The sequence below is a fragment of the Arthrobacter sp. MDT1-49-2 genome (assembly GCF_059090185.1).
In genome coordinates, this window is sequence record NZ_JBNHFK010000013.1 from 1 (window position 1) to 23,836 (window position 23,836).

Genomic DNA, 23,836 nt, shown 5'->3' on the forward strand with positions numbered 1-23,836 from the left:
CTCCGTTGGTCGGATGAGTGTGGTAACCCATATCGAACCGGAGACCCTCGCCTATTTAACTTTTGCCACGCCGTTCACAACCACCGTAAGAGTTACATCTAGGGATCGGAAGCCGTAGAGGCCAGCTCCGCGTCCGCGTGGTCCGGAGGGTCCGGGTTAGGCGGCTTTAATAATCCCGGCGAGCTGAAGCGAGCAAGGGATTTTCGTTGCCGCCGTTCCGGACCCACCGGACACCCAAGGTGACGCAGCAAGCGGACCCTAGAACAAAGCAACCTTCGGCGTCTTCGGGAAGATCCGGTCCAGCTCCTCCAGGTCCTTATCCGAGGGCACCCAGGACACGGCGTCGGCGTTCTGCTGCACCTGTTCCACCTTGGTGGCACCGGCAATGACTGATGCCACGGACGGCTGGGCGGCAAGCCAGGAGAAGGCCACCTGCACCTCGGTCAGGCCGCGCTCGGAAGCGAACCGGCCGAACTCAGCCAGCTGGTCAAAGTCGGCGTTCTCCAGCAGGTTCTTCCGGGAGTGGGTCAGCCGGCTGCCCTCGGGCGCCTTGCCGCTGCTGTACTTGCCGGTCAGCAGGCCGTTGGCGAGCGGGAAGTAGGGCAGGACGCCCAGACCGTAAGCCTCCGCTGCGGGAGTGACCTCCAGTTCGGCCCGGCGGTCCAGCAGGTTGTAGTGGTTCTGCGAGGAGATGAACGGCGTGTAGCCGCCCATCTGCGCTACGAATTCCGCCTCGGCAATCTGCCAGCCGGCCCGGTTGGAGTGGCCGATGTACCGGACCTTGCCGCTCGTGACCAGATCATCCAGGGCCGCAAGGGTTTCCTCGATCGGCGTCAGCGGGTCCGGGGTGTGGAACTGGTACAGGTCAATCCAGTCCGTGTTCAGCCGGCGCAGCGAGGCTTCAGCGGCCTTGACGATGTAGCGCCGCGAGCCCCGTGCCCCGAAGTCGGCGCCGTTGACGCCCTGCATGTCCATGCCGAACTTGGTGGCAACCACTACGTCCTCGCGGCGGTTGCCCAGGGCCTTGCCCAGCATCTCCTCGCTGAGTCCCGGGGTGCGCCCGTAGGTATCCGCGACGTCGAAAAGGGTGATACCCGCATCTATGGCCGCATTGACGACGGCGTCGGTGCCCTCCTGCGATTCGGTGGGGGTTCCCGACCGGCCCAGGTTGTTGCAGCCCAGCCCCACCGTGGACACGGTCAGGCCGGAATTTCCAAGTCTGTTGTAAGAAGTCATGGAAGCTACGCTACCCCCGCAAACGGGACTCCGGAGGAACACCAGGTTCCGTGGACCCGCTGGAGAGCGGCTAGCCGGGGAAGATGTCCAGGGTGTTGTTGGGCCCCGGAGCCTTGTCCGTCTCCAGAATGTACTGGATGGGGATGGCCCCGGTGGGCAGCAGGCCGGTGTAGACCTGCTCGCTGCGCCGGCGCTCGGCGTCAATGCCTTCCTCGCGGACTGCCGCGGAGAACGCCTGCACCGCCAACGGGTCGGTGCCCTGCTGTTCGCTCCAGATAATGTACATGCCGTACAGGTCCGCTACGGGGGTTGCTTCATTATCGTCCAGGTCACTTACCGTGCATTCGGCAAGAAAGCGGCGGATATCCGGCGCAAATCTATCATTCATGCCTTCAACACTATCCTCTGTAAGCCCTGCCACCCAGTCCCCTGACACTCAGTGACGGCCGGTTTGCAGGTAATCCTGAAAAGCCAGCGGGGCCGCGCCGGTGAGACGCTCAATATCCGGACTGACCGGGCCAAGCGCCCCGGCAGCGATGGCCTGATAGCTGCTGGTCCAGGCCTCGGCCTGCCAGCGCGCGGCATGGCCCTGCATCCGGCTGGCCATGGCCTGCTCATAGCTTTCGTCCTCGTAACCCACGTGGCGTCCGGTGACGCTGGAGAGGATCTGTGCCACCTCAGCCATGGTGAGTTCGGCCGGACCGGTGAGCGTGTACGTGCGGTCCCGGTGTTCCCCCGGGGCAAGCAGGATCCTGGCAGCAGTCCGTGCGATGTCGGCCCGTGCCACGGGGGCGAACCGGCCGTTGCCGGCGGGTCCCCGGATGACGCCGTCGGGCTGGACGAAGGTCGGCAATACATCCTGGTAGAGGCAGTTCCGCAGGAAGGTATAGGAGAGACCGCGTCCCTTGATGTGTTCCTCAGTGGCGGCATGGTCCCTGGCCAGCGAAAACACGGCGTCCGGGGCGGCACCCATAAAGGACGTGTAGACAATGTGGTCCACACCGGCCTCCGCGGCAGCGTCCACGAACGTTTGCTGGTCCTCGACCCGGTGCGGGCTCTCGGCAGCGGAGACCATAAACAACGTATGGACGCCGCGCAGCGCGCTCACCGCCTGGGCCCGGTCCAGGTAGGAGACGGCAAAAACGGGTGTATCCGGCAACTCCGGCAGCCGGGCGGTGTGCCTGGCCAGCAGCCGCTGGCGTACCCCGGACTCGGCCAGCAGCCGGGCAACGGCGCCGCCCAGGGCACCGGTGGCACCCGTGACGGCGAGGGCTGGAACGTTATCCGCCATGGCTTTCACATCCCTTTTTCCGTTGACCCGCTTGCCGGGTCCCTGCACGGCTACTGGATTTTGGGCACCTGCCCGGTAGGCATTTCCTGCCCCGGGAGGGGCCGGGCAAACGGGACCTTGGTGCCCAGGACCTGGGCGACAATGTCATTGGCAACCTGCCGGGCGGTCAGTCCCACCCGTTCGAGCACTTCACCGCGGCTGCCGTGGTCCAGGAACTCGACCGGAAGGCCGACTTCATTCAGGGCGGTGTCCACGCCGGCGGCACGCATTTCCTGCCGGATCCGCGAACCAACGCCGCCTGCCCGCACGCCGTCCTCGATCACCGTGACAATGCGGTGCTCGCCGGCCAGACTGATGATGGACCGCGGTACCGGCAGTACCCAGCGCGGATCCACCACCGTTGAGCTGATGCCCTGCGCGTCGAGCCGCTCGGCAACGTCAAGGGCCATGCCGGCCATGGCCCCCACGCTGACGATCAGGACGTCGTTGGAGCTGTCGCCGCTGTGGCGCCGGGCGAGGATGTCCACGCCGTCGGCTGTCCGTTCCACGGCGTCAATGTCGCGGCCCACCGTGCCCTTGGAGAAACGCACCACGCTGGGAGCATCAGAGATGGCTACTGCTTCCCGCAGTTCCTCCTTGAGGCGGGTGGCGTCCCGCGGGGCGGACAGGTGCAGCCCGGGGACAATCTGCAGCATGGACATGTCCCACATGCCGTGGTGGCTGGCGCCGTCCGGCCCGGTCACCCCGGCGCGGTCCAGCACAATGGTGACGCCGGCCTTGTGCAGGGCAACGTCCATCAGCAGCTGGTCGAAGGCACGGTTGAGGAACGTGGCGTACAGGGCCACCACGGGGTGCAGCCCGCCGAAGGCCATGCCGGCCGCGGAGGTGAGGGCATGCTGCTCGGCGATGCCGACGTCGAACACCCGGTCCGGGTGCTTCTCCGCGAACCGGTGCAGCCCCACGGGAATCAGCATGGCGCCGGTAATACCGACAATATCGGGACGCTCGTCAGCTATCTGTGCAATCTCCGTGGCGAAGACCGAGGTCCAGGATTCCTTGCCGCCCGGTTCCACCGGTGCCCCGGTTTCGGGATCAATAATGCCGACGGCGTGGAACTGGTCAGCTTCGTGGGCCCGGGCCGGAGCGTAGCCGCGGCCCTTTTCCGTCATGGCATGGACAATGACGGGCCCGGCATAGTTCTTGGCCTTGAGCAGTGCGCGCTCGACGGCGTCGAGGTCGTGGCCGTCAATCGGTCCCACATACTTCATGCCCAGGTCCTCGAAGAGGCCCTGCGGGGACCACCAGTCCTTGACGCCCTTCTTGGCGGCATGCAGGCTGCGGTAGGCGAAACGGCCCACGGGACCGCCCTGCTGGAGCCGGTCGCGCCACCAGCCCAGGGTGTTCTCGTAGGCGTGGTGCGTGCGGACGGCGTCAATGGTGGGACGCAGCGAGGCCAGGTAGTCCGCGAGGCCGCCGATGGTTGGCGCGTAGGAACGGCCGTTGTCATTGACCACAATCACCACGCGGCGCCGCTGGTCCGCGGCAATGTTGTTCAGCGCTTCCCAGGCCATGCCGCCGGTCAGGGCGCCGTCGCCCACCATCACCACGGTATAGCGGTCGCTCTCGCCGTTGAGCTGGCGGGCCCGGGAGATCCCGTCCGCCCAGGACAGGGACGAGGAGGCGTGTGAGCTCTCCACAATGTCGTGAACGGATTCAGCCCTGGACGGGTAGCCGGACAACCCGTGCTGCTGCCGCAGGGTGCCGAATTCCTGGCGGCCGGTAAGGATCTTGTGCACGTAGGACTGATGGCCGGTGTCAAAGACGATGCTGTCCCGCGGGGAATCGAAGACCCGGTGGATGCCCATGGTCAGTTCCACCACGCCCAGGTTCGGGCCGAGGTGGCCGCCGGTCTGTGCCACGTTGGTGATCAGGAACGAACGGATCTCTTCAGCAAGCCGCTTCAGCTGTGTCAGCGAAAGCCTGCTGAGGTCCCGAGGGTCCCGGATGGTTTCCAGAAGTCCCAACAGGGTGCCTCCCTTGAGTCGTAGTCGGCGGCACTGCACACCGTCGCAATGGTTAACTCTAACGCCCAGTCTGCACTGCGCGGTCCCCCACCAACGCTTCAGGGCCCCGCGTGCCCTTACCGCCCGTTGGACGGATCGGGGACGCGGGGCCCTGAAGGTGGTGCTGTTTACTGCTACTTAGCGGAGATCTGACGCAGTACGTACTGCAGGATGCCGCCGTTGCGGTAGTAGTCGGCTTCACCCGGGGTATCGATGCGCAGGACCGCATCGAAGGTGATGGCTTCGCCGTTTTCGGGGGTGGCCGTGACCCGAACCGTCTTGGGAGTGTTCCCGTTGTTCAGTTCGGTGACACCCTCAACCGAGAAGGTTTCCGTACCGGTCAGGCCCAGGGACTCGGCGTTCACGCCGGCCGGGTACTGCAGCGGAAGGACGCCCATGCCGATGAGGTTGGAGCGGTGGATGCGCTCGTAGCTCTCGGCAATGACAGCCTTGACGCCCAGCAGTGCGGTGCCCTTGGCGGCCCAGTCACGCGAGGAGCCGGAGCCGTATTCCTTGCCGGCCAGGACCACCAGCGGGGTGCCGGCAGCCTGGTAGTTCATCGCGGCATCGTAAACGGCAGCCTGGGGAGCGTCGGCCTGGCTGAAGTCACGGGTGAAACCGCCTTCAACGCCGTCGAGCAGCTGGTTCTTGATGCGGATGTTGGCGAAGGTGCCGCGGATCATGACTTCGTGGTTGCCTCGGCGGGAGCCGTAGGAGTTGAAGTCCTTGCGGGCCACACCGTGCTCCAGCAGGTACTTGCCTGCCGGGGTGTCGGACTTGAAGGAACCGGCCGGGGAGATGTGGTCGGTGGTGACCGAATCGCCCAGCTTCAGCAGGACGCGTGCGCCCTCGATGTCGGAGACGGGCCCCGGCTGTGCCTTCATGCCCTCGAAGTACGGGGGCTTCCGGACGTACGTGGACTCCGTGTCCCACTCGAAGGTTGCGCCTTCGGGGGTGGGCAGGGACTGCCAGCGCTCGTCACCTTCGAAGATGGTGTCGTAGCTGTTGGAGAACATTTCCTTATCGATGGAGGCATCGATGATCTGCTGGACCTCGACCGGGTTCGGCCAGATGTCCTTCAGGAAGATGTCGTTTCCGGCTTCGTCCTGGCCCAGCGGGTCATTCTCGAAGTCGAAGTCCATGGTGCCGGCCAGGGCGTAGGCGACTACCAGCGGCGGGGAGGCCAGGTAGTTCATCTTCACGTCCGGGTTGATGCGGCCTTCGAAGTTGCGGTTACCGGAAAGCACCGCGGTGACGGCCAGGTCGGCTTCGTTGATCGCATCGGAGATTTCCTCTTCGAGCGGACCGGAGTTGCCGATGCAGGTGGCGCAGCCGTAGCCGACCACGAAGAAGCCGAGCTTCTCGAGGTACGGGATCAGGCCGGACTTCTCGTAGTAATCGGTAACCACCTTCGAGCCCGGAGCCACGGAGGTCTTGACCCACGGCTTGGACGCCAGGCCCTTGTCCACCGCGTTGCGGGCCAGCACGGCGGCGGCCATCATCACGGAGGGGTTGGACGTGTTGGTGCAGGAGGTGATCGAGGCGATCGTCACGGCGCCGTGGTCCAGCTCGAAGCTGCGGCCGTCCGCCATGGTGACGGGCACGGAGTTGCTGGCGCGCTTGGCCGGAGCATCGGCTTCGGCAACCAGGTCGTGCTCGTGATCCTCGACGTGCGTGGCGTTGGCGTTGAAGGACGGTGCATCCGATGCCGGGAAGGTCTCTTCCAGGGTCTCGTCGACAGTGCCGTTCTCGGCTTCGACGGTCTCGTGGACGTAGTTCTTCAGGTCATTGCGGAACTGCGTCTTGGCGTTGGTCAGCTCCACGCGGTCCTGCGGACGCTTCGGTCCGGCGATGGAGGACACCACGGTGGACAGGTCCAGCTCGAGGTACTCGGAGTACTTGACCTCGTTGGACGGGTCGTGCCAGAGGCCCTGTTCCTTGGCGTAGGCCTCTACGAGGGCTACGTTCTCCTCGGAGCGGCCGGTCAGGCGCAGGTAGTCCAGGGTCACGTCGTCGATCGGGAAGATCGCCGCAGTGGAACCGAACTCCGGGCTCATGTTGCCGATGGTGGCGCGGTTGGCCAGCGGCACAGCGCCGACACCCTCGCCGTAGAACTCGACGAACTTGCCCACAACACCGTGCTTGCGCAGCATTTCGGTGATGGTCAGGACGACGTCGGTGGCGGTGGCGCCGGCGGGGATCTCACCGGTGAGCTTGAAGCCGACAACGCGCGGGATGAGCATGGAGACGGGCTGGCCGAGCATGGCTGCCTCGGCCTCGATGCCGCCAACGCCCCAGCCCAGCACGCCCAGGCCGTTAACCATGGTGGTGTGGGAGTCGGTGCCGACACAGGTGTCGGGGTAGGCGCGCAGGACGCCGTCAACTTCACGGGTCATCACGGTGCGTGCCAGGTATTCGATGTTGACCTGGTGCACAATGCCCATTCCCGGGGGAACAACCTTGAAGTCATCGAATGCCGTCTGGCCCCAGCGCAGGAACTGGTACCGCTCGCCGTTGCGCTGGTACTCGATTTCCATGTTGCGCTCAAGGGCGCCGGCGTTGCCGAAGGCATCAATCTGCACCGAGTGGTCAATGACCATCTCGGCCGGTGCCAGCGGGTTCACGCGCTTGGGGTCGCCGCCAAGATCGGCAACGGCCTCGCGCATGGTCGCCAGGTCCACGATGCAGGGAACGCCGGTGAAGTCCTGCATGATCACCCGGGCGGGGGTGAACTGGATTTCGGTGCTGGGCTCTGCTTCTGCATCCCACTGCGCCAGGGCACGTACGTGGTCCGCAGTGATGTTTGCACCGTCTTCGGTGCGGAGCAGGTTCTCCAGCAGGACCTTGAGGCTGAACGGAAGGCTCTGGGCGCCTTCGACGGAATTCAGCCGGAAAATTTCATACTCGGAACCATTAACGTCCAGGACGCCTTTGGATCCGAAGCTGTCCACATTAGTCATAACAGGACTCCTCTCGCCACCTTGTTATCTTTGTCCAGCGCACTACTGCCCGCCAGTTAGGTATTCCTAACAGCGACTCAAAGGGACCCGCGAGGGAAACCGGTGGTTCATTTCCCTGCCGAACGGCCCCCTGCCCGGGTATCGATTTCCCCCAACAACGGGAAACTTCCTTAATGGCGCAGGGCTGGACAACTGCCTCCCATCCTAGCCTTTACAGAGGCGCCCGCAGGAGATATACGCCACGACGCGGCGTGACGGACTTTGCATACCCCTGCGGGCGGCCTGTTTCAGGCCTTGCGGAGGACCGCGAAGGACTCCATGTGGTGGGTGTGCGGGTACAGGTCGAACACCCGCAGGGTTTCCGGTTCCCACCCGGCGCTGCGGAAGTAGCCCAGGTCGCGGGCAAACGACGCCGGGTCGCAGGAAACGTAGCCGACCACGCGGGGTGCGGCCGCGTCGATCTGCCGGACCACGGTTTTTCCGGCTCCGGCGCGCGGCGGGTCCAGGAGTACGACGTCGAGCTTGCCGGCTTCACGGAGCACCTTGTCCACCCGGCCCTGGTGGATCTGGACCTGGGGTGCGGCGAAGAGGTTCTTGCGGGCATCCCGGCTGGTTCCCGGGGAGCCTTCCACGGACAGGACGCGCCCCGCTTCCCCGGCAGCCCCCGCCAGGGGCGCAGTGAACAGTCCGGCTCCGGCATACAGGTCAGCGACCGCCTCCCCCGGCTGCACGTCAAGGCCGCCCAGGACCGCTTCGGTCAGGGTTTCCGGTGCCGACCGGTGGATCTGCCAGAACCCGGCGCCGGTAACCCGGTAGTCCTGGCCCAGCACCGTCTCCTGAACCCAGGTCCGTCCCTTGAGCCGGGTCAGTTCATGGCTTTCCGGGTTCCATGCGGCCACGGACACGCCGTCGGGCATGCTGCCTGCGATCCGGCCCAGGGTCCGCGGGTGGGTTCCCTCGGCAGGGATAAGCAGGACCAGCGGCTGGCCGCCGGCGGCCGGTGCGGCAACCTCCACCCGCTCCACCCCGGAGAAGTCGGTCTCCCAGAGGTGCAGGCTGTTGATGGCGTCCGCCGCGAGGGGCATCTCCTGGACCGGAATCAGTTCATCGGAACGGTGGGCATGCATGGCCAGGCGCCCGCCGGGTGCCACGGAAAAGCTGACCCGGGTCCGCCAGCCCAGCCCGTCACTGCTTTCATCCAGGGCCGGCTCCACTTCCGGCGCCAGGTCGGTTCCGCCGAGGCGGCGCAGCTGCTCGGCGAAGATGTCCGCCTTCAGCCGGCGCTGCACTGCCAGGTCAATGTGGCCGAACTCGGCCCCGCCCACCGGCAGCTTTCCGCGCGCCGCAGCCCGCAGCGCGTCCGCTTCCTTCCAGAAATGCTCGCGGCGTCCCTCCGCCGCTTCGAGGACCTCAACGACGTCGGCACGCCAGAACTTGGCGTCCTCGCCGGACTCCGTCAGCCGGACCCGGACCCGTTCCCCGGGCAGGGCGTGCCGGACAAAAACAACGCGGCCTTCATGGCGGGCTACGAAATGGCCGCCGTGGGCAGGTGCTCCAACGGTGAGTTCAATCGACATGGTGTGGCTGTACTTCCTTCAAGGGGCCTAAAAGTCCATCTCACCACGGGGGCCGGGCACTGTGCTATTTGGGCCCCGGGCAGGACTAAGCTGGCGTTGATTGTTTTTCATCTACGGAACAGTCGCTAAAGGACCGAACCGAAACCGAGGTAGGGCAGTTGGCCCATTACGTGATCATGGGGTGCGGACGCGTAGGCGTCACCCTGGCGCACACCCTGGACAATGCCGGCCATTCGGTCGCCATTATCGACCAGGACGAGCGGGCGTTCCGGCGCCTGCGGCATACCTTTACCGGCCGCAAGGTCACCGGCGTCGGGTTTGACCGCGACACGCTGAAGGCTGCGGGCATCGAAGAGGCCTATGCCTTCGCCGCCGTCTCCAGTGGTGATAATTCCAACATCCTGGCCACCCGGGTGGCCCGTGAGACCTTTCACGTGGGGCACGTGGTTGCCCGTATCTATGATCCCGGACGCGCGGAGATCTACCAGCGGCTGGGTATCCCCACGGTGGCGGCAGTGCGGTGGAGCGCTGACCAGGTGCTGCGCCGGATCCTTCCCGAGCAGAGCATCAACGGTGACTTTCGGGAGTCTTCCGGCCGGCTGATCCTGGGCGAACTGGCGCTGCATGAGGCCTGGCTGGGCCGCTCACTGTCCGGCATTGAAGCCGCTGCAGGGGTCCGCATCGCCTACGTCACCCGGTTCGGGGAGGGAATGCTCCCCCGCCCGGACAGCAGTTACCAGCAGGGCGACGTCCTGCACGCCATGATGTCCGTGGACCGGACGGCGGAAATCAGCAAGATCCTCTCCAAGGAACCGATCAGGGAGACCCCGTGAAAGTAGTGATTGCCGGTGCCGGCAGCGTGGGCAGCTCCATTGCCAAGGAACTGCTCTCGCACGGCCATGATGTGCTGCTGATTGATGAGAAGCCCGAGTGCGTCGGCCGCAGCGGGCTGCGCGGTGCGCGCTGGCTGATCGGCGACGCGTGCGAACTCACCACCCTGAAGGACGCCCAGCTCGAAGATGCTGATGTGATGGTCTCGGCCACGGGCGACGACAAGGTGAACCTGGTGGTCTCGCTGCTGGCCAAGAGCGAATTCGGCGTGGCGCGCACCGTCGGCCGGGTCAACAACCCCAAGAACGACTGGATGTTTGACGACTCCTGGGGTGTGGACGTAGCCGTGAACACTCCCCGGCTGATGACGGCCCTGGTGGAGGAGGCGGTGGAGATCGGTGACCTGGTCCGGCTGCTGACGCTGCAGACCGGTGTCTCCTCCATGGTGGAGTTCACCGTTCCTGCGGATTCGCACCTTACGGGACGGACCCTTGGCTCCATCGACTGGCCGCTGGATGCCACCGTGGTGGCCATCCTGCGTGATGACGCACCCATCACCCCCAGCAGCGACGACGTCGTTGAACCCGGCGATGAACTGTTCTTCATCACCACCATCGCGGCCGAGGATGACCTGCGTGCCGTACTGGCCCCTGGCGCCCATCAGCGTGCCGGTCAGGGAGTGGACGCGGAACCAGTCTCCGGCGGGGTGTCGGAGCCTGAGTCCGAAACAACGGCGGCGGGACGGGAAACCACCCAGGCCAGCCACAATCCGAGCGCGTAGAGCGGAACCCCCATGGCCAGGCGCATGGTGCCCAGGGCGGCGACATTGTCCGCCAGGTAGAGCGGCAGCTGGACTGCCAGGCGCAGGGCAAAGACGGCCACGATGATCCAGCTGGCCCAGGTGTAGGCCTTCAGCCGTACCGGCACGGCCCGCCAGTCCAGGTTTTCTCCGCGGATGAACCCGAAGAGCAGGCCGGCCACAGGCCACTTCACGGCGATGGAGACCAGGAAGGCCAGGATGTACGCACCGTTGAGGTAGAAGCCGGGTACGAAGTAGGTGGCACCCTCGCCGCTGCGCAGGGCCACGAAGGCGCAGATGGCGACGCCGGCCACCCCGGTCAGGGACTGCATCAGCGGCCGGCGCTGGACCAGGTTGGCAATGGAAAAGACGGCCGCGGCCGCCACTGCGGCGCCCAAAGCGATGTTCAGCTCGGCACCCACGGTGTAAAGCAGTGTAAAGAGCAGGCCCGGGACTATGGCTTCGGCCAGTCCGCGGATACCGCCCACGGATTTCAGCACGTCAATCTGGCCGTCTTCACGGCGTTCCACTCCTGCCCGGGCGGCATACTGCCCGGCGAGCTGGTTCAGATCCGGCTGGCCGTCACCGGGGTCCTTCTGGGTGCTCATGCGTCGGCCTCCGGGCGTCCAATGATCTCGTATCGCGGGTTGAAGATTGTGGGATAGCCGTCCACCGTCGACACCATGCCTTCAAAGGCCAGCGATGTTCCGGCCTCAATGCCGGGAACACGGCGCTGGCCCAGCCAGATGAGGCGCACCTTGGCGCGGGGTTTCAGCGGAGAACTGCGGTAGGCGGCCAGGGAATCCTCCACCATCGCCATGAACCGGGGCGGCTCGGTGGCCGGCGCCACGGTAATCGCCGAGACGTAGCCGCGGCAGTAGGCCCGGCCGCGTGGCGGTAGGGACTGAACGCTGACGAAGCGGGAGGAACCGTAGGCAGTGGGCACCGGTTAGCCGATCGTCGTGATTTCCGGACCCCGCTTGGGTGCGGACGGCCGGGCCGCTCCCGGAGCAGGGCGCGGCAGCGGAGACGCATCGCGCGGCAGCCGCAGCTGCAGCAGATCACGCGGCGGCAGGGGCTGCTCGCCGCGGACAACCACCACGTTGCGGAAGACTTCCTCCAGCGGACGTGCCGCCTCAGGATTCATCGCTGCAGGACCGCCGAAGACGCCGCGCAGGAACCAGCGGGGGCCGTCGACGCCGACGAAGCGTGCCACCCGGTAGCCTTTGGAGCCGTCCTGGGCCTGGGCCGGGACCTTGGCCAGGAGCTCGGTGCCGAAGGTGCCGGTAAGTTCATCCACGGTTCCGCCCTGGGAACTCACGGACTTGCCAATCTGCTCGCGGATATCGTCCCAGAGGGTTTCCGAGCGGGGGGCAGCGAACGCCTGGAGCTGAAGGCTGGAGCCCTCAAGGTCCAGTGTCACGGCAACCACGCGCTGGGTCTTTTCCTCGACCTCCAGGCGCAGCTGCAGCCCCTGGGAGGCCGCGATCCGCAGTGCCCCGAGGTCGATGTACCCCTCCTCGGAGGGCCGGTCGCTCAGGTCGTAGGGCCCGCCGGCCTCAGGCACAGAGGTACCGGCTCCGCGTTCCCCGGGGGTCTGCGCGTCGGCGTCCTCCACGGTGTCTGCCGTGTCGACGGCGGCCGGTTCCTCTGCCTTGGTTTTCTTACGGCGCCCAAATGCCATAACCAGGTTCCTTCTCTCTCATCTGCGAAGTCTTCGAATTCCCGGCACGGCAGCCGGGCCAAGGCTCAGGCCGGTACGGCGCTGAAGCCCCCGGTGGAGCCAAAACCGCCGGCACCGCGAACGGAGTCCGGCAGCTCGTCAACGGGAACAAACTCTGCGGTTTCCACCCGCTGGATGACCAGCTGCGCAATCCGGTCACCGCGGCGCAGGCTGACGGCCTCCGTGGCGTCTGTATTGATCAGTGTGACGGAGATTTCCCCCCGGTATCCCGCGTCAACGGTTCCGGGTGCGTTGACAATGCTGATGCCATGTTTGGTGGCCAGCCCTGAACGGGGATGCACAAAGGCCGCGTAGCCGTGCGGCAGCGCCAGAGCGACCCCGGTGGGGATAAGCTTCCGCTCCCCCGGCGCCAGCGTGAAATCGATCCGTGAGCGAAGGTCGGCTCCGGCGTCGCCGGGATGTGCGTACGAGGGCGCTTCCAGGCCTTCGTCAAGCATCTTGAGCTGCACCTTCAGGGTGGTCCCTGCCTCTAGCACCAGTTTCTCCGGTTTCAATAGACCTGCATCCGCTTACCTGTTGCCGGAACGGCCGCGGAAGCAGATGGATAAATATGTCCGGCGCCCCGCTGTGGCGGCGCCCCTTGCAGCGCGGGCGTCCGCCCGGCCGACCCACCACACTTTAGCGCGTTTTCCTGTGCGGTTGCCCGGCCCCGCACCGGCGGCACGGCGCGAGATGAAATGACACGGCAAAGGTGAAAAGCTGTGGGTATGTCATCCCCTTCTGCCAAGAGCCCCGCGAACACAGTGCTGTACTCCGAACGGCTCACACCCTCCATCTGGATCTGGCTTATAGCCGCCGGCCTTGCCTCGGCCTGCATCCTCGTTTTTATGCCCATCAGCGTTTTTGCCGGCATCACCGGTGCGGTTGTCGCCTTCATCATCCTTGCCGTCCTGCTGGTCCTCTCCACACCGGTCATCCGGGTCACTCCGGACTCCCTGCAGGTGGGACGGGCCCAGATTGAACGCCGCTTCATCGGCCGGGTCGAAGGCTTCCGCGGCGACGACGCCACGCTCCAGCGGGGCCCGGCGCTGAACGCCACCGCCTACATGTGCATCCGGGGATGGATCTCACCGGTGGTCCGGATTGAGATCACCGACCCGGCGGACCGCACGCCGTACTGGCTCACGTCCACCCGGAACCCGGAGAAGCTGGTGCAGGCCCTGACCGAAGGCCGCTAGGACCTCAGCCCTCGCAGTCCACGCAGTAGTACATCCCGTCCTTTTCCAGCGCAATCTGGGAGCGGTGGCGGACCAGGAAACACGAGGCACAGGTGAATTCGTCCGCCTGAGCCGGCATCACCCGCACGAGCAGCTCTTCGCTGGAAAGGTCGGCCCCGGGTAGTTCAAAACCCTCGGCGGCCTCTGCCTCGTCCTCGTCCACCACTGCCGACTGCGGGTCCACGCGCCGGGTTTTGAGTTCTTCTATCGACTCCTCGCCGGCATCCTCTTCGGTCTTGCGGGGGGCGTCATAATCTGTCGCCATAATGTTTTCTTCTCACCGTCCGGTTGAGTGGTGTTCGCCGTTTCCTGAGCCCGTGCAGGACCGGCTGTCCGGACCCGTGTCAGCGACTCGGAGATATCAACGCCACGGATACCTGTTTTGTGCCCGTAAAGCAGAGATTTTTACCTACCGGCGAACAAAAAGCCAACCGGTGGCCCGGACACGGGCCGAAGGCCGCCATCCGGCGCCGGCCCAATCGCGCCACACCCGGCCAAACCTTAGGTTTTCGCCCCGGGTGATGGCATTGTTTCAAGAAGGAATTGCTATCGGGTGGAGGATTTTTTGATGCAGGATCTACGGCTGGTGGGTGTCCATGAAGGTGGCGAACATCTGCTGTTAAGCGGCAAGGGTGGCGAAACGTTCCGTCTGCGGATCGACGAAGCCCTGCGTGTGGCAGCTTCCCGCCCCACGCACCGGTCCGCACCGCAGGCAGACGCCTCCACCGGTTCCGGCCCCAGCATGACCCCCCGGGACATCCAGGCGCGCATCCGCTCCGGCGCCAGCGCCGAGGAAGTGGCGGAGTTGTCCGGTCATGACCTCGCGCATATCCGCCGTTACGAAGGTCCGGTGCTCGCCGAACGTGAGTACGTGGCCCGGCAGGCGCAGGCCGTCGAAGTTGCCGCCCCCATGGCCGCCACGCACGACGGTTACCGCAGCGCCTTTGGCGAGAACCCCGTCAATCTTGGCGACATGGTGCTGCACCGCCTGCGCTCCTTCGGCGTGGACCCAGACTCCGTGCAATGGGATGCGTGGCGCCGGCCGGACGGCACCTGGGAAGTTGTTGCCCGGTTCGACCTCAGTGAGAAGTCCCGCGTAGCCGTCGGTGAGGAACCCCCGGCACGCTGGATCTTCAGCCCGCTGCGCAAGAGCGTCACCAACACCAACAGGTGGGCCCAGGTCCTCAGCGAACTCGAGCCGCTGGACTCGCCCGTACCCACCCGCAGGCTGTCCGCCGTGGCGGACCGCGTCTTTGACTTCGAAGCCGAGAGCGGACCGGAGGAGCCCTCCACCGACACCGACAGCATTCTTGAAGTTCTCCGCTCACGCCGCGGACAGCGGTTGGGCAGCGACGAAGAAGGGGACGACGCCCTTGCCAGCCTGCTCGCCAAGGGCAGCATCCCTGCTGCGCATCCGCGGGACGGCCGTGCCGATGCCGAAGAGGAGGACGACGCCGGGAAACGCCCACGCACAGGCAGGCTCACCCTGGCTCCGTCCATTGGCGCACCCCTCGGGGAGGATCTGTCCCCCACTGATTCGTCCGACAGCGATGACACCATCGATCCCGTCACGCTGCCGGGCGGAGTGACCCAGACACGGGAGATCAGTGTCCTGGCACGGCCCTTCCGCCGTCGTTCGGCCCGCACCGGAGACGCCACCGAAACCGGCCCTGCCGCCACGCAGGACGCACCGGCCGCCAATGCCACGGCAAACCCCGCAGAGGAGGCCTCCGCGGCAACCGAGCCGGCTGACACTCAGGACGCGGCAGAAACGGCAGCAGCAGCACGGAAAAACGCCGGACGGGACTTTCCCTGGGACCGGCTGCCCAACGGCGGCCGGGGCCAGCGCCTGGACGAGGCCGAGAATGCGAAGGACACCAAGCCGGAAGACGGTTCGGAACGCAGGGTAATCAAGCCCAAGCGCTCCTCGGTACCGTCCTGGGACGAAATAGTCTTCGGGACCAAGGGCGACTAGCACCCCCCGGTACTTCCGGTTCCACCGGCAGCAAAAAGGGCTGCCCGCCTCGGCGGGCAGCCCTTTTTGCTTAGGAGCGCCGGCGCTGTCCCGCGGCCGGTTCCACTGAACAGATGTCTGCCGAGGCAGGCTCGCCGTCATCGGTCAGACGCGCCGCCTGGTGCGCGGTCACCCGGCGCATGTAATGCCGGCGGCAGAGGGTTTCGTAGCCAACCGCCGGGGCGGTACCGGAAGGCTGCGCGTCCAGCAGTTCCTCCGCGTCAAACAAAGGCTGGTCATCAAACAGTGGCGGGGCATCGGCCCTCCCGTCGCGGCGCGCATCCGGCGCAGCAGAGGCGGAGGCGCGGGCCTCGACATCTCCCACCACCACCTGGTCCCCCTCCGTCACCATGACGCCGTCGACGGTACGGGCGTTGTGGGTGGCGCGCCGTCCGCACCAGCACAGGGCACGCACCTGCAGGACCTCCATGCGGTCGGCAAGTTCCACCAGACGCTGGGACCCGGGGAACAACCGGGTGCGGAAATCCGAGGTGATGCCGAAGGCGAACACGTCAATGCCCATTTCATCCACCACGCAGGCCAGCTGCTCCACCTGCTCGGTGCTGTAGAACTGCGCCTCATCACAGATCAGGTAGTCCACGTTGTGCCCCGCCTCACGGCAGCTGAGTACCTCGGCCCAGAAATCCGTATCATCACGGACTTCAACCGCGGGCGTCTGCAGCCCGAGCCGGCTGGAGATCATGGACTCCCCTGCACGGTCATTGCGGCTGAACAGGATTCCCCCGCGTCCGCGGGCACTGTGGTTGTAATCCATCTGGAGTGCCAGCGTTGACTTGCCGCAATCCATGGTGCCCGAAAAAAAGACCAGTTCTGCCATGACTACTTTCCGCCGCTGGCCGCACGGGGCCGGGCGTGTGAGCGGGTGGAGGTTTCGGGGCGGGCCAGTACGAGCAGTGGGACTTCGCACTCAGCCCGGGTCAGGGAGCCGTGCTGGCCGACAACCTCGAAAGCCGAGGGCGCCACGCGCCGCATGTCGTAGAGGGCAATGGGTTCGCGTGCAGCCACCAGCAGGTCACCGATCCGCGGCAGCACGGCCGGATCCACGTCCGGTCCGAAATACCCGGCCCGGACCGCTTCGTCGCGGGTGAAGACCCAGGCGCGGCTGCCATAGGCCTCCTGCCACGCGGACCGCAGCCGTTCCAGGCCCGCGCTGCCGGCATCGGGTTCCAGGTACAGGTGCACCATGCGCGGCTCGCCCGCAGTATGCCGGACCCCGTCGACGAGTTCAGGCTGCGTGCTGAAGTCAAAGCGCTGGCTGGCGGGAACGTCCACCATCCCGTGGTCTGCCGTCAGCAGCACCAGGGTGCCGGCCGGTACGCGCGCCACCAGGCGTTTGAGGGCGCTGTCCAGCTCTTCCAGCTCGTTGCCCCACTCGGTGGACCCGGCTCCGTAGCGGTGCCCTGCCTTGTCCAGCTCGTTCCAGTACAGGTACATCAGCATCCGGTCCGCCCCGGCAAGGGCGTCCACCGCTGCGGACACCCGTGCATGGACGCCGGAAGCCGGGATGAACGTTCCGCCGCGGAGTGCGGCCCGGGTGAGCGCGGAGTCTGCGAAGCGGGGCAGGCTGACCGTGGCAACCGAAACATGCTCGGCCGCCTTTTCCAGGACGGTGGGATGCGGCTGCCAGCGCAGCGGATCCACACCGGCGTCCCAGGAGCCGAGCATGTTCACCACCTTGTCCTGGCCGGGATCCAGCACGTCGTAGCCTACGAGCCCGTGCTGCCCGGGCGGCAGGCCCGTGCCCAGCGACGCCAGCGAGGCCGCCGTCGTGGTGGGGAAGGACGCATCCAAGCTCCGGGACCCGGGGAGGAAGCTGCGGAGGAACGGGGCATGTCCGCCGCGTTTCTTCAACAGGGACAGGCCCAGGCCGTCCACCATCACCACACAGACGCGTTGGGCGGCCGGCAGGTTCAGGCGGTTGGTATATCCGGGCACGCGGAGGATGGCGGCTGCACTGGCCAGGACATCGCTGACGGAGCGGCGGCCGTAGGCAGGTGCGGCGGGCAGGGCTGCAGGAGCGATGGAGTCGGATCCCACGGAACTACCGCTGCGGGTGGGCGCGGTTGAAGCGCCCGCTGATGCCGGGAACACGCCGCGTGTCGCCGTCCAGCGGACGGGGCGCGGTGGTGGTATCGGTGTTGACCTTGCGCAGGGCACGCGCGAAGGCCTTGGCATTCTGCACGGCCTGTGCGCCGTCGGCTTCCGAGCTGACCCGCAGCACAATGTCCTCCTGCGCCACCGTGCCTGTGTAGCCGTGGTCGGCTTCGCACTGGGGGTCCGCGCAGCCGGCCGGGCCCATGTCCAGCCGCTGGCCGCCGGACCAGGCAATGGCCAGGGTCATTTCGCGCACCGGATCGGAGGGCTTGTAGTTCTGCGGCTGGGCATACATGTAGCCCAGCACCACGGAGCGGATCTGGGTGACCGGAACTGATTCGGTGGACACCTGGGCCATCATCTGCTCGCCGGCCTCATCCAGCTGCTGGTCATCCACGTGGGTGATGACCAGCATGTCCTCGGTCAGAACCAGCACGGTGATGTGCCGGTGCACCTCGGTGCGCTCAAAGTGCGTTTCGAGGTGGATCAGGTGGGACAGCGGTTCCCGGCCGTCCAGGGCGTCATGGACGACGTCGGCCAGGAGCGTCGGGTAGAAGCCCGCGCGTTCCATGGAGGCATCAAGGCTGCGGCGTTCAGCGGATAGTAACGGCGACATGCTTCCAGTTTCCCCCAGATCGGGCCCCAGTGCCTAAATGGCGCGCGGGCGGCGGGAAGATCAGTCCCGCATCGCCCGCCGCGCACTGTCGGCACGCCGCTGCGGGTGGCCGAGGCGGATGTCGGCGCTGAGCACGGTCACGCCTTCGGCCGACACCAGCACCGGGTTGATTTCGATCAGCCCGATCTGGGCGTGCTCGTCCTTCAGCACCGCTATCCGGGCGATCAGGTCCTCGAGCGCTGCCGTGTCTGCCACCGGCAGGCCCTGATAGCCAAGGAGCTTCACGGAGGCCCTCGGCGTCCGCACCAGATCGGCAATATCGCGGTCGGTCAGGGGCGGCACCCCGTGGGCCCAGTCATCCAGCAGGGAGGTAGCGTCTCCGGCCAGCCCGAAGGAGAGCACCGGCCCCAGCAGGGGATCCTCAATGGCACGGATCAGGCAGCCCTGGCCGCTGGGCGCCATGGACTGCACTTCCATCTCGAAGCTGCCGTACCGCTGCAGGGCATCACGCATCTGCACGATGTTGGTCCGCAGCGCTTCGGGGGTGAACATGTTCAGCCGCACTCCCCCCAGGTCCAGCCGGTGCCGAAGGTGTCCTTCGCGGGTCTTGACCACTACCGGCCAGCCCAGTTGCTCCGCCGCCTGCACAGCTTCGTCCTCGGTGGTGAAACTAATCGCCGGCAGCACCGAAATGCCGTAGAACGCCAGCAGGCGGGCGGCCTGGTCCTGGTCCAGGCGGGTCAGCCGGTCCCCTTCCACCTGGTCCATCAAGGACTCGATGCAGGCGGCTGCTCCTTCGGTGTCCACACCGTCCGGTTCCACGAAAGTGCCGTGGTCCCGGTCCGCCCACTCGGTGTAGCGGACCAGCGAGGCCAGGGCGCTGACCGCCGCCCCGGGGCTGCTGAAACAGGGAAGCCCCTCCCCCTGCCCGCCGGCGTCCGCTGCCAGCAGCCCTTCAACATGGACCCGCGGATCCACAATCCCGGTGAACGCCGCCACGAGCGGCTTGCCGGTTGCCTGCACGCACTCGGCCAGCACTGCGGCGATGGCCTCGGTCCCCACGCCGGGGGCCGGCAGGACAGCGACGACGCCGGCGTCGACCTCGTCGGAGGAGAGCACCTCGGTGACGGTCCGGCGCAGCTGCGGCAGCGCCACGCTCATGCCGGTATCCAGTGCCAGCTCCGTTTCCAGCCGGGCAATGTCCAGGTCCATGCCGGTGCAGGCATCCGCCAGCACCCGGCCCAGGGCCACTGAGTTGCTGAATACCGCGATCCGGCGTCCGCGCGGCAGCGGCTGGCTGACCGCAATCTGTGCCACATCTATCAGCTGCTCGTTGGTACTCACCCGGATGACACCGGACTGGCGCAGCATCGCATCAAGCGCTCCCGGGGGCGCCTGCGTGGTCCGTACCGCATGGCCAGGCGGCAGCTGCTGCCCGGTGACATCCGATTTGGCCACAATCACGGGTTTGGTGCGCGCCAGCCGTCGGGCCAGGCGCGAGAACTTGCGCGGGTTGCCCACCGACTCCAGGTACATCGCCACGACCCGGGTGTCGGCGTCGTCCTCCCAGTACTGCATGGCATCGTTGCCGGACACGTCGGCCCGGTTGCCGGCGGAGATGGTGGAGGAAAGCCCCAGGGAGCGCCGCTGGGCGGTGGCGTAGAGGAGGACGCCGATGGCTGCGGACTGGCTGAAAAGCCCCAGGCCTCCACGTCTGGGCATGGCCGGCGCCATGGAGGCATTGAGCGACACCTCGGGCCGGGTATTGATGAGTCCGAGGGAGGCCGGCCCCACCACGCGCATGCCGTGGGCGCGGGCCCGGCGCACCAGGGCGCGTTGCCGGGCCAGGCCCTCCGGCCCCTTCGGGCCGAAGCCGGCCGTGACCACCAGCAGCGCCTTGACGCCGGCGGCTGCGCATTCATCGGCCACTTCCAGGACCTGCTCGTACGGCACGGCGATGACGGCCAGCTGCACGGTCTCGGGGACATCGGCAATCCGGCCGTAGGAAATCATCCCGGCCAGTTCGAACGCCTCAGGATTGACCGCGTAGACGGATCCCTTGAATCCGCCTTCAATGATGTGTTCCAGCAGCTGCTGGCCCACCGAGCCCCACTCCCGGCTGGCGCCGATGACGGCTATCGAGGTCGGAGAGAGCAGGTCCGCGACGCTGCGCGCCTCCGCACGGTGCTCACGTGCTTCCATCACGGCCAGCGATTTTTCGGTGGGGTCGATGTTGAAGTCCAGGGCAATCACGCCGTCGTCGAAGTGCCTGCTGACTTCGTACCCGGCGTCGGCGAACACGCCGATCATCTTCCGGTTTTCCGGCAGGACTTCGGCAGAGAACCGCCGGATGCCGTTCTCCCGGGCCGCGGCGGCGAGGTGTTCGAGCAGGATCGAGCCGAGTCCGCGGCCCTGATGCTCATCGGCTATGTTGAACGCCACTTCGGCCTCAGTGGGGTCATCAAGGCGGTCATAGCGGCCGATGCCGATGATTTCCTCGCCGATGGTGATCACGAAGGCCACCCGGTTGCGGTAGTCCACATTGGTGAAGCGCTCCAGCTCCTTGCTGCTGAGCTTAGCCTTGTAAGTGAAGAACCGGAGGTAGATGGAGCTTTGCGACTGCCGCATGTGGAACGCCTGCAGGGCATCCGCGTCAGCCGGGGACACCGGCCGCAAATGGCCGGTTCCGCCGTCACGCAACACGACGTCCGCTTCCCAATATTCGGGGTAATGTCCCTGCTCCACCATAGACTCAGAGTAGTGGGCATTCTCCCCCACCGCATTTATCCCGCACCGCATGGTTTTGCGGCCGCATGGAAAACATCCACCCCCTACCACTGCAAGGATTCGACAAAAGCATGGCCCGGCGCCAACCCGTCTCCAAGTCCGTACCCGGCGAAAAGATCGCCGAGAACATCATTGACATTGATGTCACCACCGAGATGGAAGGTTCCTTCCTCGAGTACGCCTATTCGGTGATTTATTCGCGTGCGCTGCCCGATGCGCGTGACGGCCTCAAGCCCGTCCAGCGGCGCATCCTGTACATGATGTCCGACATGGGCCTGCGTCCGGACCGCGGCCATGTGAAGTCCGCTCGCGTGGTGGGCGAGGTCATGGGCAAGCTCCACCCGCACGGCGACACCGCCATTTATGACGCCATGGTGCGCATGGCGCAGGACTGGTCGCTGCGGCTCCCGCTGATCGACGGGCACGGTAACTTCGGCTCGCTCGACGACGGCCCGGCCGCCGCGCGGTACACCGAGGCCCGGCTGGCAGCTCCGGCCCTGACGCTGACGGATCACCTGGATGAAGACGTTGTGGACTTCGTGCCCAACTACGACAACCAGCTGCAGCAGCCGGAAGTGCTTCCGGCGGCGTTCCCGAACCTGCTGGTCAACGGCGCCACGGGTATTGCCGTGGGCATGGCCACGAACATGGCCCCGCACAACCTGGGTGAGGTTATTGCCGCCACCCAGCACCTCATTGCCAATCCGGACGCCGGACTCGATGAGGTCATGCGCTTTATCCCCGGGCCTGATCTGCCCTCGGGCGGCCGCATTGTGGGCCTGGACGGCATCCGGGATGCGTACGCCACCGGCCGCGGTTCGTTCAAGACGCGCGCCAAGGTGGAGGTTGAGCAGCTGACCGCCCGGCGCACCGGCCTGGTGGTCACCGAGCTGCCCTACATGGTGGGTCCGGAGAAGGTGATCGAAAAGATCAAGGACGCGGTTACCTCCAAAAAGCTGCAGGGAATCTCCGACATTGTGGACCTCACGGACCGCAGCCACGGGCTCCGGCTGGTGATCGAGCTGAAGAACGGGTTCAACCCCAACGCCGTGCTGGCGCAGCTGTACAAGTTCACGCCCATGGAGGATTCCTTCGGCATCAACAATGTGACCCTGGTGGACGGCCAGCCCCGCACCCTGGGCCTGGTTGAACTGCTGCAGGTCTACATTGCCCACCGGATCGGCGTGGTCCGCCGTCGCACCGCCTACCGGCTGGGCCGCAAGAAGGACCGCCTGCACCTGGTCGAGGGCCTGCTCATCGCCATCGTGGACATTGACGAGGTCATCCAGATCATCCGGTCCTCGGATGAAACCGCGCAGGCACGCGAACGGCTCATGGCCATCTATGACCTGACCGAGATCCAGGCCAACCACATCCTGGAACTCCGCCTGCGCCAGCTGACCAAATACTCCCGCATCGAACTGGAAAAGGAACAGGAGGAACTGCGCAGGGCCATCGAGGAACTGGAGGCCATCCTCAACTCCGAAGAGCGCCTGCGCGCCCTCGTTTCCGCCGAGCTGGGTGAAGTTGCAGCGAAATACGCGACACCGCGGCGCACCGTGCTGCTGGAATCCGAAGCGGCGTCGCCGTTGAAGGGTGCTGCGGTCACCGCCGCCGCCGGCACCACCGGCAAGGGCGCCAAGGCAGTGCTGCCGCTGGAGATCCCGGATGACCCCTGCTGGGCCATCCTGACCACGTCCGGCCAGGTGGCCCGCACCTCGGACCAGGAGCCGCTGGTCGAGGGCGGCCAGCGGGTCCGCCACGATGTCTTCCGCTCCGTCGTGAAGACCACCGCCCGCGGCGAGATCGGCGCGCTGACCTCTTCCGGCCGGATGGTCCGGATCCAGGTGCTGGACCTGCCCGCCCTGCCCTCCACTGCCGGGCTTCCCAATCTGGCCGGCGGCGTGCCGGTGAAGGAATTCATGACCCTGGGCAAGGGCGAAAAACTGATTGGCCTGGTTCCGCTGAACGAGGTACTGGCACTGGGAACCCGCAACGGCGTCGTCAAGCGGGTCAATCCCGACTATCCGCTGAACCGTGACGATTGGGAAGCCATCACGCTCAAGCCCAAGGACGAAGTGGTGGGAGCGGCGGTTGCCGCCAACGACAGTGACGAGCTGGTTTTTGTGACCCGCTCGGCCCAGCTGCTGCACTTCCCCGCCTCGGCCGTCCGCGCCCAGGGCCGGACAGCCGGAGGTGTGGCCGGCATCAAGCTTGCCGCCGATGATGCCGTGGTCTTCTTCGGCACGGTGGCTGCGGAGGATCCCGACGCCGTCGTCGTCACCGTCTCCACAGCCGGCGAAACGCTGCCGGGCACGCCCGGCGGATCAGTGAAGGTCACCCCGTTTGCGGAGTACCCGGCCAAGGGCAGGGCCACCGCAGGTGTCCGGGCGCATCGCTTCCTCAAGGGCGAAGACAGCCTGGCGGTGGCGTGGGCCGGGCACGGTCCGGCCAAGGCCGCCGCGGCCAACGGCGTGGCCCGGGCGCTGCCGACCGAGCATGGGCGCCGCGACGGATCCGGTGTTCCGCTGGCCAACGCGGTTGACGCCGTCGGTCCCAGCCAGGGCCATCCCGGAGCCTAACCGG

General features: G+C 66.3%; 20 protein-coding genes. 5 read left to right on the forward strand and 15 right to left on the reverse strand.

The features are described 5' to 3' along the window. Positions 1-258: 258 nt before the first annotated feature. From AC5RTS_RS15585 to AC5RTS_RS15610, 6 genes are all read right to left on the reverse strand, one after another. The gene (locus AC5RTS_RS15585; RefSeq protein ID WP_493992924.1) at positions 259-1,236 is read right to left on the reverse strand and encodes an aldo/keto reductase; all 978 of its coding nucleotides are present in this window, start codon (positions 1,234-1,236) and stop codon (positions 259-261) included. Positions 1,237-1,306: 70 nt separating this feature from the next. After that, on the reverse strand, positions 1,307-1,624 hold the full coding sequence (locus AC5RTS_RS15590; RefSeq protein WP_493992925.1) for a hypothetical protein: 318 nt from the start codon (positions 1,622-1,624) through the stop codon (positions 1,307-1,309). Positions 1,625-1,672: 48 nt separating this feature from the next. Next, positions 1,673-2,527, reverse strand: coding sequence for an SDR family oxidoreductase (locus AC5RTS_RS15595; RefSeq protein WP_493992926.1), 855 nt, complete (start codon positions 2,525-2,527; stop codon positions 1,673-1,675). A gap of 50 nt (positions 2,528-2,577) precedes the next feature. Then, on the reverse strand, positions 2,578-4,551 hold the full coding sequence (gene dxs / locus AC5RTS_RS15600; protein WP_493992927.1) for a 1-deoxy-D-xylulose-5-phosphate synthase: 1,974 nt from the start codon (positions 4,549-4,551) through the stop codon (positions 2,578-2,580). 173 nt (positions 4,552-4,724) lie between these two features. After that, positions 4,725-7,550: an aconitate hydratase gene (locus AC5RTS_RS15605; protein ID WP_493992928.1), complete on the reverse strand. Its 2,826-nt coding sequence runs from the start codon at positions 7,548-7,550 to the stop codon at positions 4,725-4,727. 287 nt (positions 7,551-7,837) lie between these two features. Continuing rightward, positions 7,838-9,127, reverse strand: a complete 1,290-nt coding sequence (locus AC5RTS_RS15610; RefSeq protein ID WP_493992929.1) for a class I SAM-dependent RNA methyltransferase — start codon at positions 9,125-9,127, stop codon at positions 7,838-7,840. 158 nt (positions 9,128-9,285) lie between these two features. Between AC5RTS_RS15610 and AC5RTS_RS15615 the strand changes: the two genes are divergently transcribed. Further along, positions 9,286-9,960, forward strand: a complete 675-nt coding sequence (locus AC5RTS_RS15615) for a potassium channel family protein (RefSeq protein ID WP_493992930.1) — start codon at positions 9,286-9,288, stop codon at positions 9,958-9,960. Continuing rightward, positions 9,957-10,739, forward strand: coding sequence for a potassium channel family protein (locus tag AC5RTS_RS15620; RefSeq protein WP_493992931.1), 783 nt, complete (start codon positions 9,957-9,959; stop codon positions 10,737-10,739). Before AC5RTS_RS15615 ends, AC5RTS_RS15620 begins: the two co-directional genes overlap by 4 nt. Here AC5RTS_RS15620 and AC5RTS_RS15625 read toward each other — a convergent pair. The 4 genes from AC5RTS_RS15625 to dut all read right to left on the reverse strand — a co-directional run bounded on the left by AC5RTS_RS15625 (position 10,631) and on the right by dut (position 12,995). Further along, positions 10,631-11,365: a DUF3159 domain-containing protein gene (locus tag AC5RTS_RS15625; protein ID WP_493992932.1), complete on the reverse strand. Its 735-nt coding sequence runs from the start codon at positions 11,363-11,365 to the stop codon at positions 10,631-10,633. The two genes, AC5RTS_RS15620 and AC5RTS_RS15625, sit on opposite strands and share 109 nt — an antisense overlap. Then, positions 11,362-11,703, reverse strand: coding sequence for a hypothetical protein (locus tag AC5RTS_RS15630; RefSeq protein ID WP_493992933.1), 342 nt, complete (start codon positions 11,701-11,703; stop codon positions 11,362-11,364). The genes AC5RTS_RS15625 and AC5RTS_RS15630 overlap by 4 nt, the downstream gene beginning before the upstream one ends. Positions 11,704-11,706: 3 nt before the next feature. Then, complete coding sequence (locus AC5RTS_RS15635) at positions 11,707-12,441, reverse strand: DUF3710 domain-containing protein (RefSeq protein ID WP_493992934.1); 735 nt, start codon at positions 12,439-12,441, stop codon at positions 11,707-11,709. A gap of 65 nt (positions 12,442-12,506) precedes the next feature. Next, positions 12,507-12,995 (reverse strand): dUTP diphosphatase, encoded by a 489-nt coding sequence (dut, locus tag AC5RTS_RS15640; RefSeq protein WP_493992935.1) that lies wholly within the window; start codon positions 12,993-12,995, stop codon positions 12,507-12,509. A gap of 213 nt (positions 12,996-13,208) precedes the next feature. Here dut and AC5RTS_RS15645 point away from each other — a divergent pair, with 213 nt between their 5' ends. Beyond that, positions 13,209-13,679: a DUF3093 domain-containing protein gene (locus tag AC5RTS_RS15645; protein ID WP_493992936.1), complete on the forward strand. Its 471-nt coding sequence runs from the start codon at positions 13,209-13,211 to the stop codon at positions 13,677-13,679. A gap of 4 nt (positions 13,680-13,683) precedes the next feature. Here AC5RTS_RS15645 and AC5RTS_RS15650 read toward each other — a convergent pair whose 3' ends face one another. Then, positions 13,684-13,983 carry a DUF4193 domain-containing protein gene (locus tag AC5RTS_RS15650; RefSeq protein ID WP_227902199.1) on the reverse strand — a complete coding sequence of 100 codons (300 nt, stop codon included), beginning with the start codon at positions 13,981-13,983 and terminating at the stop codon, positions 13,684-13,686. Between the two features lie 303 nt (positions 13,984-14,286). On the opposite strand from AC5RTS_RS15650, the gene sepH reads away from it, so the two are divergent. After that, the gene (gene sepH, locus AC5RTS_RS15655) at positions 14,287-15,693 is read left to right on the forward strand and encodes a septation protein SepH (protein ID WP_493992937.1); all 1,407 of its coding nucleotides are present in this window, start codon (positions 14,287-14,289) and stop codon (positions 15,691-15,693) included. A gap of 70 nt (positions 15,694-15,763) precedes the next feature. Here sepH and AC5RTS_RS15660 read toward each other — a convergent pair whose 3' ends face one another. Genes AC5RTS_RS15660 through AC5RTS_RS15675 form a run of 4 tightly spaced genes read right to left on the reverse strand, consistent with a single transcriptional unit; the run spans position 15,764 to position 21,211 of the window. Next, the gene (locus AC5RTS_RS15660) at positions 15,764-16,570 is read right to left on the reverse strand and encodes a thymidine kinase (protein ID WP_493992938.1); all 807 of its coding nucleotides are present in this window, start codon (positions 16,568-16,570) and stop codon (positions 15,764-15,766) included. Between the two features lie 2 nt (positions 16,571-16,572). After that, positions 16,573-17,790, reverse strand: coding sequence for an alkaline phosphatase family protein (locus tag AC5RTS_RS15665; RefSeq protein ID WP_493992939.1), 1,218 nt, complete (start codon positions 17,788-17,790; stop codon positions 16,573-16,575). A 4-nt stretch (positions 17,791-17,794) separates the two neighbouring features. Then, entirely contained in the window at positions 17,795-18,463 is a 669-nt protein-coding gene (locus AC5RTS_RS15670) for a DUF5998 family protein (RefSeq protein WP_493992940.1), read from the reverse strand. Between the two features lie 60 nt (positions 18,464-18,523). Further along, positions 18,524-21,211: a bifunctional acetate--CoA ligase family protein/GNAT family N-acetyltransferase gene (locus AC5RTS_RS15675; RefSeq protein ID WP_493992941.1), complete on the reverse strand. Its 2,688-nt coding sequence runs from the start codon at positions 21,209-21,211 to the stop codon at positions 18,524-18,526. A 110-nt stretch (positions 21,212-21,321) separates the two neighbouring features. Between AC5RTS_RS15675 and AC5RTS_RS15680 the strand changes: the two genes are divergently transcribed. Further along, entirely contained in the window at positions 21,322-23,832 is a 2,511-nt protein-coding gene (locus tag AC5RTS_RS15680) for a DNA gyrase/topoisomerase IV subunit A (RefSeq protein ID WP_493992942.1), read from the forward strand. Positions 23,833-23,836: the final 4 nt, after the last annotated feature.